The organism is Paracoccus sp. MKU1, from assembly GCF_001447385.1.
Taxonomy (GTDB): Bacteria; Pseudomonadota; Alphaproteobacteria; order Rhodobacterales; family Rhodobacteraceae; genus Paracoccus.
In genome coordinates this window covers 1-17402 of the sequence record NZ_LLWQ01000008.1, presented here as the reverse complement: position 1 = coordinate 17402, position 17402 = coordinate 1, and the positions used below count along the sequence as shown (strand labels likewise).

Annotated in this window: 14 protein-coding genes and 3 pseudogenes; 8 read left to right on the top strand and 9 right to left on the bottom strand. The window is 65.5% G+C overall.

All coding sequences use genetic code 11. The annotated features are described in order from the left end of the window. The first annotated feature begins 532 nt into the window (after positions 1-532). The 3 genes from AQY21_RS00535 to AQY21_RS00525 all read left to right on the top strand — a co-directional run bounded on the left by AQY21_RS00535 (position 533) and on the right by AQY21_RS00525 (position 4124). Entirely contained in the window at positions 533-1537 is a 1005-nt protein-coding gene (locus tag AQY21_RS00535) for a TAXI family TRAP transporter solute-binding subunit (protein ID WP_082657860.1), read from the top strand. A 75-nt stretch (positions 1538-1612) separates the two neighbouring features. After that, a complete protein-coding gene (locus AQY21_RS00530; RefSeq protein ID WP_238986654.1) occupies positions 1613-3832 on the top strand; it encodes a TRAP transporter permease in 2220 nt (739 codons plus the stop codon). Next, complete coding sequence (locus AQY21_RS00525; RefSeq protein ID WP_161905852.1) at positions 3756-4124, top strand: transposase; 369 nt, start codon at positions 3756-3758, stop codon at positions 4122-4124. The genes AQY21_RS00530 and AQY21_RS00525 overlap by 77 nt, the downstream gene beginning before the upstream one ends. Positions 4125-4356: 232 nt before the next feature. On the opposite strand, the gene AQY21_RS00520 is transcribed toward AQY21_RS00525, so the two are convergent. Genes AQY21_RS00520 through AQY21_RS00495 form a run of 6 tightly spaced genes read right to left on the bottom strand, consistent with a single transcriptional unit; the run spans position 4357 to position 11887 of the window. Next, positions 4357-5532 (bottom strand): alpha-hydroxy acid oxidase, encoded by a 1176-nt coding sequence (locus AQY21_RS00520; RefSeq protein WP_058095955.1) that lies wholly within the window; start codon positions 5530-5532, stop codon positions 4357-4359. Between the two features lie 12 nt (positions 5533-5544). Beyond that, entirely contained in the window at positions 5545-6435 is an 891-nt protein-coding gene (locus AQY21_RS00515) for a dihydrodipicolinate synthase family protein (protein ID WP_058095954.1), read from the bottom strand. 17 nt (positions 6436-6452) lie between these two features. Then, entirely contained in the window at positions 6453-8216 is a 1764-nt protein-coding gene (locus tag AQY21_RS00510; RefSeq protein WP_058095953.1) for an ABC transporter permease subunit, read from the bottom strand. Then, positions 8216-9298, bottom strand: a complete 1083-nt coding sequence (locus AQY21_RS00505; RefSeq protein WP_058095952.1) for an ABC transporter ATP-binding protein — start codon at positions 9296-9298, stop codon at positions 8216-8218. Before AQY21_RS00505 ends, AQY21_RS00510 begins: the two co-directional genes overlap by 1 nt. A gap of 24 nt (positions 9299-9322) precedes the next feature. After that, a complete protein-coding gene (locus AQY21_RS00500; protein ID WP_058095951.1) occupies positions 9323-10405 on the bottom strand; it encodes an ABC transporter substrate-binding protein in 1083 nt (360 codons plus the stop codon). 36 nt (positions 10406-10441) lie between these two features. Then, a complete protein-coding gene (locus AQY21_RS00495; RefSeq protein ID WP_058095950.1) occupies positions 10442-11887 on the bottom strand; it encodes an FAD-binding oxidoreductase in 1446 nt (481 codons plus the stop codon). Between the two features lie 203 nt (positions 11888-12090). Here AQY21_RS00495 and proC point away from each other — a divergent pair, with 203 nt between their 5' ends. The 4 genes from proC to AQY21_RS30095 all read left to right on the top strand — a co-directional run bounded on the left by proC (position 12091) and on the right by AQY21_RS30095 (position 14659). Next, positions 12091-12897, top strand: coding sequence for a pyrroline-5-carboxylate reductase (gene proC / locus AQY21_RS00490; protein ID WP_082657856.1), 807 nt, complete (start codon positions 12091-12093; stop codon positions 12895-12897). Between the two features lie 157 nt (positions 12898-13054). After that, positions 13055-13690, top strand: coding sequence for a helix-turn-helix domain-containing protein (locus AQY21_RS00485; RefSeq protein ID WP_011751089.1), 636 nt, complete (start codon positions 13055-13057; stop codon positions 13688-13690). Between the two features lie 492 nt (positions 13691-14182). Then, positions 14183-14413: a hypothetical protein gene (locus tag AQY21_RS30100; RefSeq protein WP_065169871.1), complete on the top strand. Its 231-nt coding sequence runs from the start codon at positions 14183-14185 to the stop codon at positions 14411-14413. Between the two features lie 39 nt (positions 14414-14452). After that, a complete protein-coding gene (locus AQY21_RS30095; protein WP_082657854.1) occupies positions 14453-14659 on the top strand; it encodes an IS3 family transposase in 207 nt (68 codons plus the stop codon). Positions 14660-14679: 20 nt separating this feature from the next. Here the strand turns inward: AQY21_RS30095 and AQY21_RS00475 are convergent. The 3 genes and pseudogenes from AQY21_RS00475 to AQY21_RS27295 all read right to left on the bottom strand — a co-directional run. Continuing rightward, positions 14680-16027: pseudogene (locus AQY21_RS00475) on the bottom strand (IS5 family transposase). Between the two features lie 278 nt (positions 16028-16305). Next, positions 16306-16587, bottom strand: a complete 282-nt coding sequence (locus AQY21_RS30090) for a hypothetical protein (protein WP_058095948.1) — start codon at positions 16585-16587, stop codon at positions 16306-16308. Positions 16588-16610: 23 nt separating this feature from the next. After that, positions 16611-16881, bottom strand: a pseudogene (locus tag AQY21_RS27295) (transposase); the annotation flags it as partial. 224 nt (positions 16882-17105) lie between these two features. Here AQY21_RS27295 and AQY21_RS27285 point away from each other — a divergent pair. Continuing rightward, positions 17106-17349 (top strand): annotated as a pseudogene (locus AQY21_RS27285) (transposase); the annotation flags it as partial. Between the last annotated feature and the right edge of the window lie 53 nt (positions 17350-17402).

The following is a 17402-nucleotide window of genomic DNA, read 5'->3' as shown; positions in this document are numbered from 1 at the left end:
CATGCCGGACCTGTTCAGCCCGGAGTTGCTGCCATTAGCCGCCGGATGCCGATCCGGGAAACCATTCGCCTGATATTATAGGCCAGACCATTTGGCGCCATTTCCTTTAGGATGTTTGCGAGCCGCCATGTCAGGAAAGGGATATGGCCCGTCCTGACCTTTATCGACCTGAACGGCTGCGCGACAGATGAGCGGCGGGTCATCATCGGGGCCGAGGCGTCCCGTCCGCAGGCGTCGGCCGGCTCGACCAGATGCTCATGTTCCCGGAGGGAAGCGCGGTTGCCCTCGTTGCAGGGGCGGCGCGGCGGACGATCAAGGCAGGCCGCTGGCAATGGCCGCTCACCCGGGGCTTGCTCTCGCTTCCGACATGGTGTCGATCGTCAGCGGATAGCTCCACGGCAGCGGCCAGAGCGCCACCGCCGCCAGCGCAAGCCGCCGGAGGATCGGCGCCAGTGCTACAAGGGAGTGGTTGTCGCCGGCACCGGCTCTGCCTAACCTCGGCCCAGCGAATGCGGAAGACAGGAACATGCGCATGAAACTCGGGACATTGCTCGCGGCCCTCGCCGTCGCCGCCTTTTGGGGCCAGGCTGCGGCAGCGCAGGAGCTGTCGTTCTTTCGCATCATCGGCACCGGCGGCACGGCGGGCACCTATTACCCGATCGGCGGGCTGATCGCCAATGCCATCTCCAGCCCGCCCGGTTCGCGCGCTTGCGAGGACGGCGGTTCCTGCGGCGTGCCGGGGCTGGTGGCGACGGCGGTGGCCTCGAACGGCTCGGTCGGCAATGTGAACGCCATCRMCGGCGGCGCCATGGAGGCGGGCTTCAGCCAGTCCGACGTGGCCTATTGGGCGCAGACCGGCACCGGGCTGTGGGARGGSCAGCCGGCGGTCGAGAAGCTGCGCCTGATCGCCAACCTCTACCCGGAAAGCATCCACCTGGTYGCGCGGGGGGATGCGGGCATCGCCTCGGTCGCCGATCTCAAGGGCAAGCGAGTRTCGCTGGACGAGCCGGGCTCGGGCACGCTGGTCGATGCGAAGATCATCCTCGAGGCCTTCGGCCTGTCCGAGRCCGATATCGCGCCGGAACATCTGAGGCTCGATCAGGCGGCGGCCCGGATGCGCGACGGCACGGTGGACGCCTTCTTCTTCGTCGGCGGCTATCCGGCGGACGCCATTGCCGAACTGGCCAGCCAGCATGAGGTGGTGCTGGTGCCCATCGCCGGAGCCGAGGTCGACAGGCTGCGCGAGACCTATACCTTTTTCGCCACCGATACCGTTCCCGCCGGAACCTATGACGGTCAGGAGGCCGATGTGGCCACGATCTCGGTCGGGGCGCAGCTGGTGACGAGCGCCGATCACCCCGAGGAGCTGATCCACGGCATCACCCAGGCGCTTTACAACGAGAACACGCAAAAGCTGTTCGCCGCCGGCCATGCCAAGGGCAAGCTGATCACCTTGGACAATGCGACGCAAGGTGCGGGCATTCCGTTCCATCCGGGCGCCGAGCGTTTCTACAAGGAGGCCGGCAAGCTCGAATGAGCGCCCTCCAGGCTGACGAAAGGACGTGGCCGGAGTTCGCGGCCTTGGCCCTGAGCCGAACGGCGGAAACACTGAATGACCGAGAAACCGCGCCCGATCGCCATCCTGTCCGGGGTCGTCCTGTTCCTACTCTCGGTCTATCACTTCTACACGGCCGGCTTCGGCATTCCGCGCGCCACCACGCATCGCGGGGTGCACATGGGCGTGTCGCTGTTCATCATCTATCTCAGCTTTTCCTCGCTGGCGCGCAACCGCCACAAGACGGACGGCCTTGCCGTCCTGGGCGTGCCGGTAACGGACTGGATGCTCGCCATCGGCAGCGCCGTCAGCGCCTTCTACGTGCCCTGGATCTATGCCCAGCTGCAATTCCGCGTCGGCAATCCGCTGCCGCTCGACATCGCCATGGGCACTGTGCTGCTGGTGGCGCTGATGGAGGCGGTGCACCGCTCGATGGGCTGGCCGCTGCCGGTCATCGCGGCCCTGTTCATCGCCTATGCCTATTTCGGCAAGTCGATGCCCGGCATCCTGGTGCATCCCGGCGCGGACTGGGCCAATATCGTCAACCATCTCTACCTGACCTCGCAGGGCATCTACGGCACCGCGCTCGGCGTCATCGCCACCTATGTGTTCCATTTCGTGCTGTTCGGGGTGATGGCGCAGAAGATCGGCCTGGGGCAGCTGTTCATCGACCTGGCAACGGCGCTGGCCGGCCGTTTCGCCGGCGGGCCGGCCAAGGCCTCGGTGGTCTCCTCGGCGATGCTGGGCACGATCTCGGGCTCGTCGATCGCCAATACCGTGACCACCGGCGCGCTGACCATCCCGGCGATGATCAAGATCGGCTTCAAGCGCCATTTCGCCGCCGCGGTCGAGGCGGCTTCGTCCACCGGCGGGCAGATCACCCCGCCGGTGATGGGCGCGGTCGCCTTCCTGATGGTCGAATACCTGGGCATCCCGTTGCGCACCATCCTGATCGCCGCCGTCGTGCCGGCCTTCATGCATTTCTTCGGCGTGCTGGTGCAGGTGCATCTGGAGGCCAAGCGCCTGGGCATCCGCGGCCTGCGCCAGGAAGAGCTGCCCAAGGCGTGGAAAGTCCTGCGCGAGGGCTGGCTGTCGGTCTTTCCGCTGGTGCTGCTGGTCTGGATGCTGATGTCGGGCCGCACGCCCTTCCTATCGGCCTTCTGGGCGATCACCGCCTGCATGGTGGTCTATCTGATCCAGCGGGTCATGGCGTCGGGCGCCATCGAGGGCGTCAAGGAAACCGCCGCCGGCATCTATGAGGGCTTCGTCGCCGGCGCCCGGCAATCGCTGGCCGTGACGGCGGCCGCGGCGCTGGTCGGGGTGGTGATCGGCGTCGGCTTCAAGATCGCCTTCATGGTCACCTCGGTCGCCGCGGGCTGGGCCGCCTCGGTGCATAGCCTGCTGGCGGCGCTGCCCTTCGAACTGTTCAGCATCCAGACGCTGACGCTGCTGTTCACGCTGCTGATGACCGCGGTGGTCTGCGTGCTGATGGGATGCGGCGTGCCGACGACGGCGAATTACATCATCATGGTGGCCGTGGCCGCGCCGGTTCTGGGCATGATGAATGTCGAGCCGCTGGTGGCGCATTTCTTCGTGTTCTACTTCGGCGTGCTGGCCGACGTGACGCCGCCGGTGGCGCTGGCCGCCTATGCCGGGGCCGGGATCGCCGGGGCCAACGGCTTCAAGGCGGGCAACACCGCCTTCCGGCTGTCCAAGGGCAAGGCGCTGGTGCCTTTCGTCTTCGTCTTCTCGCCCTCGCTGCTGCTGGTCACGCAATCCTTCACCCTGCCCGACTTCCTGCTGGCCTTTGCCGGCGCGGTGCTGGGCATCGTGGCGCTGTCGGCGGCGATCACCAACTGGCTGCTGGGGCCGCTTCTGCTGGTCGAGCGGATGCTGCTGCCCGTCGCGGCGCTGATGATGATCGCGCCGGAAATCATCTTTACCGTGATCGGTGCGGCGATCCTTGGCCTGACTTCGTCGAGGGCCGGACCACAGTGGCAGGACGTTCCGCCTGCCCGCCATCGCGGATCGGCCGGACCGCGTGGTTTTCATAGACGAACCGCAGGTCCGCGCAGCGAAACCTCGGTGAAGACCAATCTCACCCGCCTGCGGGGCCGGGCCCTGCGCGGCACACGCCTGACCATGGATTCGCCCTTTGGCAGTTGGGGAACACAGACCCTGATTGCCGGCCTCACACCGGGTGCCCCGATCGCTCCCTGGTGCATCAAGGGGCGATGGACGGGCCCGCCTTCGCAACCTATGTGCGCGAGGTCCTGAGCCGGAGATCGAGCCCGGAACCGTGGTGATCCTCGACAACCTTGCCACCCACCGCAACAAGCAGGCTGCCGAGGCTCTGCGTGCCCATCGCTGCTGGTTCCTCTATCTGCCGCCATATTCCCCGGACCTGAACCCCATCGAAATGGCATTCGCAAAGCTCAAGGCCCACCTGCGCAGAATCGGCGCACGAACCTTCACCGACGTATTCAAGGCCATCGGCGAGGTCTTTGATCTCTTCGATCTCGACGAATGTTGGAACTATCTCAAGGCTGCCGGCTATGTCGGAGGGTAAGACAGAAATGCTCTAGTATGTCCAGATAGCCCATCAAGAGGGCGCGCCACAACGACTGTCCGCCACTAGCAAGCACCGCGAAAGCCAGATCCACGACCGCACTTGGGAAGAACCGGACCCGCAATTCGTCGGCCTTGGGTTGCGGTCTTGGTACGGCCAATTCGGTCTCCTCATGTTCCTGCTGGCGAGCCCGCCGCCTGTCGCTACACGAGCCTTGAAACTTTGGCCCGCGTCACCGGCATCCTTGCTCGCGGCTGCCTCGGTTATTTCGGTTATCGAAGGCACGAAGATCGGCAAGCGTCCGCGCGCCAAGAAAGCCCATCCCCATCCGCATCTCGGCCAGGATGATCTCCAGCAGTGCCGCGGCGCCGGCCTCCCCTCCGGCGGCAAGGCCCCATAGCGGGACGCGACCCAACTGGACGGCCGAGGGGCCGAGGGCGAGGTATTTCAGCACGTCCGAGCCGCGCCGCACGCCGCTGTCGGCCAGCAGTTCGGGAACCGTGGCGGGATTGGCAGCGATGCGGGGCAGAGCCTCGGCGGTGGTCGGCAGGGCGTCGAAATTGCGCCCGCCATGGGTCGAGACCACGATGGCATCGGCGCCCTCGGCCTTGGCGCGCATGGCGTCCGCGGCGGACAGCACGCCCTTCAGGATGATCCGGCCCTGCCAGCCGTCACGCAGCGCGCGGAAATCCTGCCATGTCAGTGCCGGGTCCAGGCGCAGTTCCTCGGCCATCACCGGCGACAGCAGGCCGGCGCGGAACTCGGGCGGATAGTGGCCATAGCTGGGCATCCCCCGGCGCAGGCCCGGCCGCAGGATCACCTCCCACAGCCAGCGCGGATGGCGCAGCATGTCGGTGACATTGCGCGGCGTGGGCCGGAACGGCACGCCGAAGCCGTTGCGCTGGTTGTATTCGCGCTTGGGCGACATCTGCGTGTCCACGGTCAGCACCAGCGTATCGCAATCGCAAGCCGCGACCCGGTGCAGCAGATCGGCCGTGCGGGCGCGGTCCTTCCAGACGTAAAGCTGAAACCACAGTTCGGCCTCGGGGGCGCCGCGGCGGATGTCCTCGATCGGCTCGACCGATTGCGTCGAGACGGTGAAGGGTATGCCGAAGCGGCTGGCGGCACGGGCGAGTTTCGTCTCGCCCCTATCCGCCACCATGCCGGCCAGTGCGGTCGGTGCGATCACCAGCGGGGTCGGATGGCAGCGGCCCAGCAGGGTGGTCTCCAGCGAGGCGGGGCAGTCGCCGTTCAGGATGCGCGGCCGAAGCCGGATCCCGTCCAGCGAGGCGCGGATGCGGGCCAGCGAAACCTCGTCCTCGGTGCCCCGGTCGATATAGTCGAACAGCCCCCTCGGCAGGCGCCGCCGCGCGGCCGCGCGGAAATCGTCCGTGTTCAGCGGCGCCATCCCCGGCGGTCCCTATACGACCAGCAGCTTTTCGACCTCGGTCCGCAGCCGGGCCGAGCGTTCGGGCTGGCAGGCGTCCAGCGGCATCAGCACCTTTCGCGCGTCGATGCCGAACAGGTCCAGCACCGATTTCATCGGGCCGGGATTGGTCTCGCCGAAAGCCGCGTTCATCATCGGCAAGGCCTGGCGGTGCAGGGCCAGCGCGCCGGCCAGGTCGCCCGCGGCCAGCATGTCGTGCATCTTGACCCAGAAGGCCGGCAGCATCGAGGCGGTGACGATGATCCCGCCCTTTGCGCCCGCGGCCATATGCACGGGGAACAGCGAATCCTCGCCGCTGAGGATGGTGAAGTCGTCGCCGACCCCCGCCGCGACCTGCAGGAAGTGATACATGTCGGTGTTGCACGCCTTCATGCCGACGATGTTGGGGTGCCGCGACAGCTCATGCGTAACCTCGGGCGGGATGGCAACGCGGGTGCGATAGGGGATCTCGTAGATCAGCACCGGCACCGGCGAGGCATCGGCATAGCGCATGAAATAGTCGCGCAGCCCCATTGGCGTCGGATTGGTGTAATAGGGCGTCAGCACCAGCAGGCAATTGGCGCCGGCCGCGGCGTAATCCTTGCCGGCCTTGATGGCGTCGTAATAGCCGGCATCCAGCACCCCGGCCATGACGGTCTGTCCGGCCTGGCTGCGTTCGGTGCAGACGGCCACGGCATCGACCCGCGTCGCATGCGGCAGCGCGCCGTATTCGCCGGTGCCGCCGATGGGCAGCACGCCCGTGCAGCCCCAGGCATGGACGTGATCGACGAGTTTCGCCATGTCGCCGCGCGCCAGGCTGTCGTCGCCGTTCACAAGGGTCGGCAGGGCGGGGATGATCCCGTGAAGGTCTTTCGAAGTCAGCATTGTCTATCCGTTCAAGGTTATTTCTGACGACGGTTCAGCAGTCCGACCGCGACGATCAACGCCGTCACGAACAGGAACAGGCAAGTCGAGACCGCGGCGAGCAGCGGCGAAATTGACAGCGACACCTCGTCCCAAAGCTGCTTGGGCAGGGTCGCGGACATGCCGCCCGAGGTGAAAAGCGCGATGGTCAATTCGTCAAAGCTGATGGTGAAGGCGAAAAGGAAGGCCGAGATCATGCCCGCGCCGATGATCGGCAGCGTGACCAGCCGCAGCGTGCGGATCGGCGTCGCGCCCAGGCTTTGCGCGGCCAGGTCCAGCCGGGTGTCGTAGTTGCGCAGGACCGACATGACCGTCAGCACCACATAGGGGACGGCGATGACCGTGTGGCCGATGATCAGGCCCAGATTGGTGCCGACCAGCCCGATCTTGGCGTAAAGGTAGAACAGCCCCACCGACAGGATCATGTTCGGCATCACCACCGGCATCAGGGTAAAGGCCAGCAATGCCGTCTTGCCCCGCATCTTGCCGCGCACCATCAGGAAGGCGACGGGCGTGCCGATCAGCAGCGCCAGGACCGCCGTGCTGAAGCCGACGACCAGCGAGCGGGTCAGCGCGCTCATCCAGATCGGCGAGTCGAAGATCTGCTGGTACCATTTCAGGGTAAAGCCCTGCGGCGGCCAGTTCAGCCCGCTTTCCGCGAAGGACAGGGGGATCATCAGCAGCACTGGCAGCGTCATCACCGCCAGCAGCGCGGTGACGAAGCCCACCAGCGGGCGCGGCGCACCTTCGCGCGCGCGACGGCGGGGAAACAGCCCGATGATCGCGTCCGAGGCATGGCCCAGCCCGGTCAGGATCGCGTCTCCGATCCGCGAGAAGATCCCCTTGCGGCCGGGCCGGCCTTTCCTGGCCGAGGATTCGCCGGTCATGGTCGAAAGCCCGACGGCGCGGTCGTAAAGCACGAAGACCAGCAGCACGACCACCAGCAGCAGCACGGCGACGGCGCTGGCAAAGCCCCAGTTCATGGTCTGGATGATCTGCTCGATGATGATCTGGGTGATCATCGTCTCGCGCCGCCCGCCCAGCAGGGCCGGGAAAATGAAGAAGCCGATGGCGGTGACGAAGACCATCAGCGCCCCCGAGGTCACGCCGGGAAAGGACAGCGGAAAGTAGATCTTCCAGAAGGCCATGCCGGGTTTGGCGCCAAGGGTCGAGGCGGCGCGGGTCAGGTTGCGGTCGATGTTCTCCATCACCGACAGCATGGTCAGCACCGCCAGCGGCAGCAGGGCATGGACCATGCCGATGACCACGGCCGAAAAATTATACATCAGCGCGATGGGCGCGTCGCTGATGCCCAGCGTCTGCAACAGCTTGTTCACCACCCCGTTGCGGCCCAGCAGGATGATCCAGGCGAAGGCGCGCACCAGGAACGAGGTCCAGAAGGACAGCAGGATCCAGAACAGGATCCGGCCCTTTTTCGCTTTCGGCAGGATCGAGATCAGGTAGGCTACCGGATAGCCGGCGATGACGGCAAAGATCGTGGTCACGACCGAGATCTTCAGCGTCAGCATCATCACCGTCAGATAGACCGGCGTGCCAAGCAGGCGCTGGTAGTTTTCCAGCGAGAAGCCGCCGCCCTTCTGGAAGGACAGCAGGAAAAGCTGCGCCGAAGGGTAGATCAGGAAGGTCACCAGCAGCAGCACCATCGGCGCCGCCATCAGAAGCTGCTTGCTTCTGCGGCTCATCGGCCTGCGGGTCGCGGCCGGGGCGGGGATGGCGGTCATCAGGCGGCCTCGTCGGCGGGGATGGCGACGGCGTCGCGCGGATCGAAGCTCAGCCGATAGTCGCGGCCGGGCTCGGGGGTGTGGGCGCTCATCGCGGTGGCGCGGGTGGCGATCAGCGGCTCGGACCCGAGCGCCGGCGCGTCGAGGAAGAACTTGGTGCTGGCGCCGGTCACGCTCCAGCTGCGCAGCCTGGCGTTCAGCCCCTCGCCGGGCGTGTCCTCAAGGCGGATGTTCTGCGGCCGCAGCATGACCTTGACCGCCGCGCCATGGCCCAGCGGCCGAGGCAGGGTGACGCGGATCTCGCTGGCATCGCCCAGCCGCACCACGCCCTCGCCGTCCGCGCCCGAGACGAGGCGGCCTTCCAGCAGGTTCGCCTCGCCCAGGAAATCGGCAACGAACAGCGATTGCGGGCGGAAATATAGGTCGGCCGGGCTGCCCAGTTGTGCGATCCTGCCGCCGTTCATCAGGCAGATGCGGTCCGACATGGTCATCGCCTCTTCCTGGTCGTGGGTGACATAGACGATGGTGCCGCCGATCTCCTTGTGGATGCGCAGGATCTCGAACTGCATCTGATCGCGCAGCTTCTTGTCCAGCGCGCCCAGCGGCTCGTCCATCAGGATGACCGAGGGGCGATAGATGGTGCAGCGCGCAAGGGCCACGCGCTGCTGCTGTCCGCCGGACAGTTCCTTGGGGAAACGGTCCGCGATATGGGGCAGGCGCACCATGTCCAGCGCTTCCTGCACCAGCCGCCTGATCTCGGCCGCAGGCGTGCCACGCATCTTCAGCGGAAAGGCGATGTTCTCGGCGATGGTCATGTGCGGGAACAGCGCATAGTTCTGGAACATCATGCCGATGTCGCGCTGATAGGGCGCGGCATGGGTCACGTTCCGGTCGTTCATCAGGATGCGCCCGCTGTCGGCCTCGGCCAGCCCGGCGATCAGGCTCAGCAGCGTGGTCTTGCCCGAGCCGGATGGCCCCAGCAGCGTCAGGAACTCGCCCTTCTCGACCTTCAGGTCGGTCGGTGCAAGGGCGACGAAGTCGCCATAGACCTTGCCCAGGCCCTGCGTTTCCAAAGTGCTCATGTCGCGATCCGTTTCCCCGGAGGCCTAGCCGATGAACCAGCTGTTGAACCGCTCGATCACCGGGTCGGCGTTCTCCAGCCAATAGGCGGCGTCGATCTGCAGCCCGGTCTCGATGTTCGCCGGATAGGTCGGGCAGTTCTTGGCCACGTCCGCCGGGATAGTTTCGAAGGCCGCCGGCTGGACGATGCCGGCCGGGAAGAACTTGACCAGTTGCGCCATGCGCGCCGGGTCCGAGGCGAACTTGATCAGCTCGCGGCAGGCATCGGCATTGGGCGTGCCCTTCAGGATCGACCAGCCGTCGCAGCCCCAGATGTTCTGGTTCCAGACGATCTCGACCGGAGCGCCGGCCGCCTGCGCCGATTGCGCGCGCGACACCCAGGTCGAAATCAGGTCGACCTCGCCCGAGATCAGCAGCTGTTCGGCCTGCGCGCCGCTGGTCCACCAGATGTCGGTGGCGGGCTGCACCTTGTCCAGCCGGGCGAAGGCGCGGTCCAGGTCCAGCGGATAGACCTGGTCCGCGGGCACGCCGTCGGCCATCAGCGCCTGTTCCAGCGTGTCATAGGGGTGGCGGCGCAGGGCGCGGCGGCCGGGGAACTTCTCGGGGTCCATCAGGTCCGCCCAGGAGGCCGGCGCCTCGCGCCCCTCGAAGGCATCGCGGCGATAGGCCAGCACGGTGGTATAGACGTTGGTGCCGATCTGGTATTCGTTGCGGAAATGCGCGGGGATCGACTGGATCACCGCCTCGGCATCCAGGCCCACGGGTTCCAGATACTTGGTCTCGCCCGTGGTCAGCTGCAGCACTGCCGGGACCGAGATCTTGCCCATGTCCCAAGTATAGGTCCCGGTTTCCACCATCGAGCGGATCTGCGCGGTCGGTTCGGCCTGGGCCTGGGCGGGCACGACCTCGATCCCGGTGGCCTCGGTGAAGGGGCGATAGAAGACCTCGGTATAGGCCTGGGTATAGATGCCGCCGTCGTCCCGGACCACGATGCGGGTGGACTGGGCGCGCGCACCCGAGGGGCGCCAGATCGCCGGCGCGGCCAGCCCTGCGGCCGCCCCCAGCAGAAGGGTCCGACGCTTGATCGTCGGCATGGTGTGTTTCGTCATGTCACGTCTCTCCTGTTGGCTGGTCTTGTCGGGTGATCAGGCGGCGGGGCCGATGACGCGGTCGCGGTTCATCAGGCAGCCGGGGTCGATGCAGCGTTTCAGCGCGCGCATCAGGTCAAGCTCGGAGCCGGTCTTGTAGCGCTCCATCAGCCCGGTCATGGTCTGGCCGACGCCATGCTCGGCGCTGAAGGTGCCGCCAAGCGCGATGGCGATGTCGTTGACCGCGTTGCGCACCTGCGCCTCGACCGCCTGGCGGTCGGGCAGCGCCGCCCAGAGGTCATGCGCAAACAGTGCGATGAAATGGATGTTGCCATCGCCGACATGGCCCACCACGGTCACGAGAATGCCGGGATGGACCTGCATGACGGCATCCGTGGCGCGGGCGATGAATTCGGGGATGCGGACCACCGGAACCGCCGTGTCTGAGGTGATGCTGACCCCGACCCGGGCATTCGATTCCGTCACGCTGTGGCGGATCGCCCACATCGCCTCGGCCTGCGTCAGGTTCTGCGCGATGCTGCCGTCAAGGACCAGTCCGGCCTCGAACGCCTGCTCCAGGATCCCGACCATCAGCGCGTCGAGGTCGGCAGAGGCGGTATCGGCCAGCTCGACGATGAGGTGCCAGCCCTCGCGCCCCTCGACCGGGGCGGCGTGGCTGCCGTGGTCCAGCACATTGGCAAGCTGCTGGGCGTTCATCAGCTCAAAGGCGGTCAGGCTGCGCCCGGCATGGCGGCGGAACAGTTGCAGAAGCTCCAGCGCCTCGGCCAGCCCTGCAATGCGCAGCCAGCACATGCCGATCGCCGGGGTGGCGGGATAAAGCCGCATGACCGCGCCGGTGACGATGCCCAGCGTGCCCTCGGCGCCGATGAAAAGCTGCTTCAGGTCGTAGCCGGCCGTATCCTTGTGCAGCGCCCGCATCATGTCCAGCACCCGGCCGTCGGGCAGCACGACCTCCAGCCCCAGCGTGTTCGCGCGCGTGGTGCCATAGCGCAGCACCGCCGTGCCGCCGGCATTGGTGGCGATGGTGCCGCCCAACTGGCAGCTTCCCTCGGAGCCGAGGCTGACGGGATAGAGCAACCCCTCGGCGCCGGCCGCCTCCTGCAACTGGGCGATGGTGCAGCCCGCATCGGCGGCGATGGTCAGCCCGAAGGGGTCGACGGCGCGCAGCTTGTTGAGACGCTCGGTCGAGACGATCACCGGCAGGCGGTCGTCGGGCGTCGCCCCGCCGCACAGGCTGGTATTGCCGCCTTGCGGCAGCATCGGCCAGCCATGCGCATGCAGCAGTTTGACCAGCGCTGCGACCTCGGCCGTGTCGCGCGGCTTGCAGACGCAAACCGCGGGTGCGTGGAATTTGTGCCTTGCGTCGGTGCAATAGCCCTGGATCTCGGCCGGGTTCTCCAGCACGGCGCCGGGGCCGAGCAATGCGCGGATCTTATCCATCAGAAGCGTGCGAGAGGACTCGTGCCGGGTCGCAGACGTCATATGATTTCCTCCAGATCCTTGGGGGCGACATCTTCGCGATGCTTCGTCCACAGAATCGTTCCTTCCGTTCTCCTAGCTCAAATTATCGAGCAATGATAGAAAAATTTATCGTATAGGAAAAATTAAGCACTTTAGTGGAGAAATTTTATCCGCTAGACAGGGACAAGGGCCTTCGATGGCCCGCAACATAAGGAGCGATCCCGATGAAAGATCTGAACGATGGCGGCGTGCTGGTGGTCGGTCGTGGCCGGATGGGCGGAGCGCTGCTGGACGGATGGATCGCGCAAGGATTGCGGCCCGCCAGCCTGTGGATCGAGGATCCGCATCCCGGCGACAGGTTGCTGGCGCTTGCCGCACAGGGCGCGCATGTCAACGCCCCCCGGCCTGCCCGGCCCGCGGTCGTGCTGCTGGCGGTCAAGCCACAGATGATGGCGGAGGTGCTGGCGGGTCTTGCGGCGCTGCCCACGGATGTGCCGGTGCTGTCGGTCGCGGCCGGGGTCTCGTTGCAGCAATACGGCGCGGCGCTTGGCGACCGCCCGATCATCCGAGCGATGCCCAACACGCCTGCGCTGGTCGGTCGCGGCATGACGGCGATCATCGGCAATGACCATGCCGGGCCCGGGCATCTGGCGCTTGCGACGCGGATGTTCTCGACGGTGGGCGAGGTCGTCGCCCTTGAGGCCGAAGCCCAGATCGACGCGGTGACGGCGATTTCGGGTTCCGGTCCGGCCTATCTGTTCCTTTTTGCCGAGGCGCTGGAACAGGCGGCCCGCACCCTGGGCCTGTCCGAGGTGCTGGCGCGGCAGCTTGCCCGCGGCACGGTCGGCGGCGCCGTCGAGTTGATGGTGGCCAGCGGCCGCGATGCGTCCGAATTGCGCCACGAGGTCACCAGCCCCGCCGGCACCACGGCGACCGCGCTTGCGGTGCTGATGCGGCCAGACGGCCTGTCGGAGCTGATCGCGCGCGCGGCAGAGGCGGCCCGCGACCGTTCGGTCGCCCTGGGGCAATAGCGGGCGCCGATCTTGCCCCCGTCTTATCGAGACCTTCCCGCCGTCCTATGTTTACAGGGCACCAAGACGCGGGAAAGTTCGGGACGGGGGAATTCCCGCGGGACAGGGATGCCGCGCAGCGGATAACATGACGTCAAGAATGCAAGGCTGGAGAGACATGCCGATCGTGAACCAGATTGGTGACATCGCAATGAGGCAGCGCCGCACGGCCCGTCCCCGGCGGGAGCGGCCGCTGGAGCTTGGCCCGCGGCTGAAGGCGCTTCGCAAGGGCCAGCAGCTGACCTTGCAGGAGGTCGCGCGCCTGACCGGCGTATCGACCTCGGCGCTGTCCAAGATCGAGCGCAACGACCTTTCGCCGACGCTGACCACCTTGCAGCGCATCGCCAGCGGCCTTCAGGTCGAGCTGTCGGCCTTGCTGGGCGACGAGCCCGGCCACGCGCCCACCACCGGCCGCCGCAGCATTGCCCGGGCCGGGCAGGGCGACAACCTGAACAATGCCACCTGCAACAACAAGCTGCTTTGCGCGGATCTCAAGGACAAGTGCTTCACGCCCATCCGCACCGTGGTCAAGGCCCGCTCGCCCGAGGATTACGAGGCGTGGGGCGTTTCGGACGGCGAGATCTTCCTGACCGTCCTCAAGGGTGAACTGGTCATCCACAGCCGGATCTACGAGCCGCTGGTGCTCTATCCCGGCGACAGCATGTATTACGACGCCTCGACCGAGCATTGCTGGACCTCGCAAGGTGATGTCGATGCCGAACTGATCTGGGTGCTGGGCACGCGGACGGCCTGAGGCAAAGACGCGCTCGCACCTCGGGGCCGGACGCGGAAACCTTGCTGCGGCGGAATGCTGGCCAGTCGCATGGGCATCCCGGCCCGTCTGCTGAATCGCAGTGCCACAGATCACAGAGGTGGTCGCAAGATTTCGGACCATTGGCTAAGCTTTAGCAGGCTGCTGAAAAAGGATCTTGAGAGGGCGGCACGGCGGAAGTCGTTCTAGATCCAGCGAAGATCGGCCTGAAAAATGAGGCGTTCTCGGCCGATTTGAGGCGGTTTTCCCGGTTCCCCGCCCGCGTTGTCCTGTCGCACGGCTTTTTCAGCAGTCTGTTAGCGCCTGAGGAAGAACCGATCCGAAATTACGAAATGCCAGCGCTATTCTGCAGAGTTCAAAGCGACGGTGGCTCTGGAAGCCATCCGCGAGGAACTGACGGCGGCCGAACTGGCCAAGAAATACGATATCCATCCGACGATGATCAGCGGTTAGAAACGCACCGCAATCGAGAACATGACCGCGGCCTTCGGCGGCGCCTCGCCCGCCGAGCCGCAGATCTCCGCGGGTGAGGTCGAGAAGTTGCATGCCAAGATCGGCCAACTGGTCATCGAGCGGGATTTTTTGTCTGCAGCCTCCAGTCTCATTCTCGGCACTGGAGGCAAAAAAGCGGTGAAGCAGGATCATCCCGATCTCAGCGTCCGGCGACAACGCAGCCTGCTGTCGCTGGCGCGGTCCAGCCTCTAATACGAGCCCCGCGGTGAAAGCGCCGAGAGCCTGGCCTTTATGGAAATCATCGACCGGCAATTCCTCGAGACGCCATGGTATGGCTCGCGACAAATGACCCGTCATATGCAGCGAGAGGAGCATCGCTGCGGACGGCATCGCGTCCGTCGGCTGATGAGGCTGATGCGTCTGGTGCCGATCTATCAGGAGCCGAAGACCAGCAAGAAGCACCTGGAACACAAGATTTACCCTTCAGCGTCTTCATGAGTCGGCTCTGAACAACCGTATCAGGCGGCCAATGCTTCCCGGTGATGGGTCTTTTCGCTTGGGATAATCGTCACGATCAGGTGGAATAACAGGGCCCAAAGAGCTCTGAGATGGGCGAGGATCTTGCGGATATTGTGACCACAGGCGCAGAGAACAGCGAAGATTGCGTCGCCGATGCGCCCCTTCAGCGGACATCTGGCAAGGCGTCCGTCGGTCTTCATGTGCCCGATCTCAGGCTGGATGGCGACTTCGTCGCGTGAGGAGCTTCGCCAGGAGCGGGGTGATGCCGCGTCTCGTGCCGCTGATAGGTCCTTGGTGGTATTGACGCCATGGCCGGGATAGCCGCGGTCGACCACAACCAGAGCCGGCACCTGGTCGGCGAGGATAGCGACCTGCTCCAGTGCGGGTGCCAGGGGTGTGGCCATCATAGGGATTGCCGGGAAAGCTGCGGGCGCCGACGACGAAGCCTCCGTCGAGGGTGGTGGCAAGGCTGACCTTGGTGCCGAACTAGTAACGGATGCGGGCCTTGCCCTTGGAGATACAGTCGACCTCGGGCTTGTGCAGGGAGTGGATCTTGTTCTTGCTGTTCGGCGTTTGCTCAAGCAGGCGGCCGACCAGCCAGAGCGCCTCCAGCACCCGTCCGCGCAGCGGACCTTCGGGAATGTCCTGCAAATGACGACGCAGGTTCCGGCGCACCCGGCCAACATAGCCCTTGAGCTGGCGCAGGGCCTTGCGCATGCGCTTGAACTGCCGAGCGTGGGCATACCGTCCGACCTGAAGGGCCGGTCGCGGAGCAAGGCGGGCGTAGCTTTGCCGGAGATCAACCCCGGCCTCTTTCGCCAAGCCCACCAGCCGTGCGCGCGCCCGCTCGTAAAGCCGCGCATCCGTCGGATGGGCGATGGTCTTTTCCATCACGGTTGTGTCGACAGCCACCCGCTTCAGGCTCTTGTCACTGACCGCGCCAGAAGCCCGGCCTGCCTGGATGGTCTTGGTCAGCAGCCACTCCACCCCTTCCTCACCGATCCGCTTGCGCCAGCGGGTCAAGGATGAAGGATCGATTGGCGGGCGGTGCTGAAAGAACGTCTCGCCGGTGAAATGCTGATAGTAGGGATTTTCGACCCATCGCGCGACAACCGCCTCGTCCGAGAGCTTGAAGGAGTGCTGGAGATACATGAGCCCGGCGACCAGGCGTGGCGACGTCGCGGGCCGACCCTGATGCGAAGGGAAGAAACTCGCCCATTCCCGTTCGAAAAACTCCCAGTCGATCAGCCCCGCGAGCTTCACCAGCACATGGCGGGCATCGATCATGTCGACCAGCCTCGGGCAGAGCAGGTCGTCCTGTTCAGGGGCGCCGGAATAGGGCTTCATCGGCGACCGGAAATTGCAAGGTTTCTGGCCAAAGCATACGAAATCCTGCAATTCAAAGCGAATAAACCGCAGCTTCAGTAGGTGAAATCAATGCACTAAGAGTTGTTCGCCGGACTCATGAAGCTCTCGGCCTTTGCGTTGTCATACGGATTTCCGCGCCTGCTCATCGACTCGAAGACCCCCTACGCATCGAGAATGCCGCGACGCAGTTCCGACGCATATTGGGCGATCCACGGTCGGATTGGTGAACGAGCCCCGCACCCTTGACCGGGCGGCGATCATGGACCGCCTGTTCGAGGGCATCGAGTACGAAGCCTGCATGGGCGGAAGCGCTGACCCGCCAGCCGACGCTCCGCCGGGGCATAGGCGTCGAGGATCCGCGCGGCATAAGCGAAGCCTCCTTGGATGGCGATGCAGGTCAGATCGGCCACCCAGGGCTGATCTGGGCCATGAACCTCGAACTCCTTTGCAATGAACGGAAAGATCAGCCCGCCATGATCGCTGTCGGTCGTGCGGACGAAACGCCGGCGGCGCCGCGGGTTCAGGTCGTTCTCCTTCATCAGCCGCCGCACCTTCTTCGGGTGGTCGAGGCAATCTGGGCCCAGTGTTCGCGGGGGAAAGACATGTAGACCAGCACGTCGTCGCGGGCGCTGTCCATCAGGGCGCCGAGCTTCGGTTGCTTCTCGCGCAGGGCGTCGGCTACGATCTCCCACTGGGCTTCGGCCTCGGCCTTGGTCTCCTGCGCGAAGAACCTCGCGCTTGCCGTCCTCGTTGACAGCCACCGCGATTATCACCGCGCGGCTGATGATCCGCCCGCCCTCGCGCACCTTCACATAGGTGGCGTCGAGCCAGAGAGGCGCATCTTCGCCGGGGGCCGACCATCAGCGCCGCAAACTCCACCGGATCTTCCGAAGCCGGCAGAACTAGACGCCCTTTCCGCACCAGCGTCCGCCATGACGATATATGGTTCGCCGGAAGGCCGTGCCGCTGCGCCACGCCATTCGGGGTAGCGCTAGGCTCCAGACCCATTGATTGCAGGCCTTTGGCGTGCTTCAGGCTCCGCAAGGAGAGCTGATCGATGAGCAATCTTTTCTGGCTGAGCGAGGCGCATATGGAGCGGCTACGGCCCTTCTTTCCCAAGAGTATCCGAAGATCAGAAAACAGTCCGGGGGACTGTTTTCCTGAGGATGGGCAAGCCGCGCGTGGATGCCCGGCATGTGCTGAGCGGGATAATCTTCGTCAATCGCAATGGCTTGCGGTGGTGTGACGCGCCGAAGGAATACGGCCCGGCCAAGACCCTCTACAACCGTTGGAAGCGCTGGAGGTGAGTGGCAAACGCCATTGGTTCGAGTGCGGCCACGAACGCGGGGTCTTC

Coding starts and splice junctions, on each gene's coding strand:
- AQY21_RS00530 (WP_238986654.1), top strand. CDS start 1,613: ATGACCGAGAAACCGCGCCCGATCGCCATCCTGTCCGGGGTCGTCCTG.
- AQY21_RS00520 (WP_058095955.1), bottom strand. CDS start 5,532: ATGGCGCCGCTGAACACGGACGATTTCCGCGCGGCCGCGCGGCGGCGC.
- AQY21_RS00515 (WP_058095954.1), bottom strand. CDS start 6,435: ATGCTGACTTCGAAAGACCTTCACGGGATCATCCCCGCCCTGCCGACC.
- AQY21_RS00510 (WP_058095953.1), bottom strand. CDS start 8,216: ATGACCGCCATCCCCGCCCCGGCCGCGACCCGCAGGCCGATGAGCCGC.
- AQY21_RS00505 (WP_058095952.1), bottom strand. CDS start 9,298: ATGAGCACTTTGGAAACGCAGGGCCTGGGCAAGGTCTATGGCGACTTC.
- AQY21_RS00500 (WP_058095951.1), bottom strand. CDS start 10,405: ATGACGAAACACACCATGCCGACGATCAAGCGTCGGACCCTTCTGCTG.
- AQY21_RS00495 (WP_058095950.1), bottom strand. CDS start 11,887: ATGACGTCTGCGACCCGGCACGAGTCCTCTCGCACGCTTCTGATGGAT.
- proC (WP_082657856.1), top strand. CDS start 12,091: ATGAAAGATCTGAACGATGGCGGCGTGCTGGTGGTCGGTCGTGGCCGG.
- AQY21_RS00485 (WP_011751089.1), top strand. CDS start 13,055: ATGCCGATCGTGAACCAGATTGGTGACATCGCAATGAGGCAGCGCCGC.
- AQY21_RS30100 (WP_065169871.1), top strand. CDS start 14,183: ATGACCGCGGCCTTCGGCGGCGCCTCGCCCGCCGAGCCGCAGATCTCC.
- AQY21_RS30095 (WP_082657854.1), top strand. CDS start 14,453: ATGGAAATCATCGACCGGCAATTCCTCGAGACGCCATGGTATGGCTCG.
- AQY21_RS30090 (WP_058095948.1), bottom strand. CDS start 16,587: ATGAAGGAGAACGACCTGAACCCGCGGCGCCGCCGGCGTTTCGTCCGC.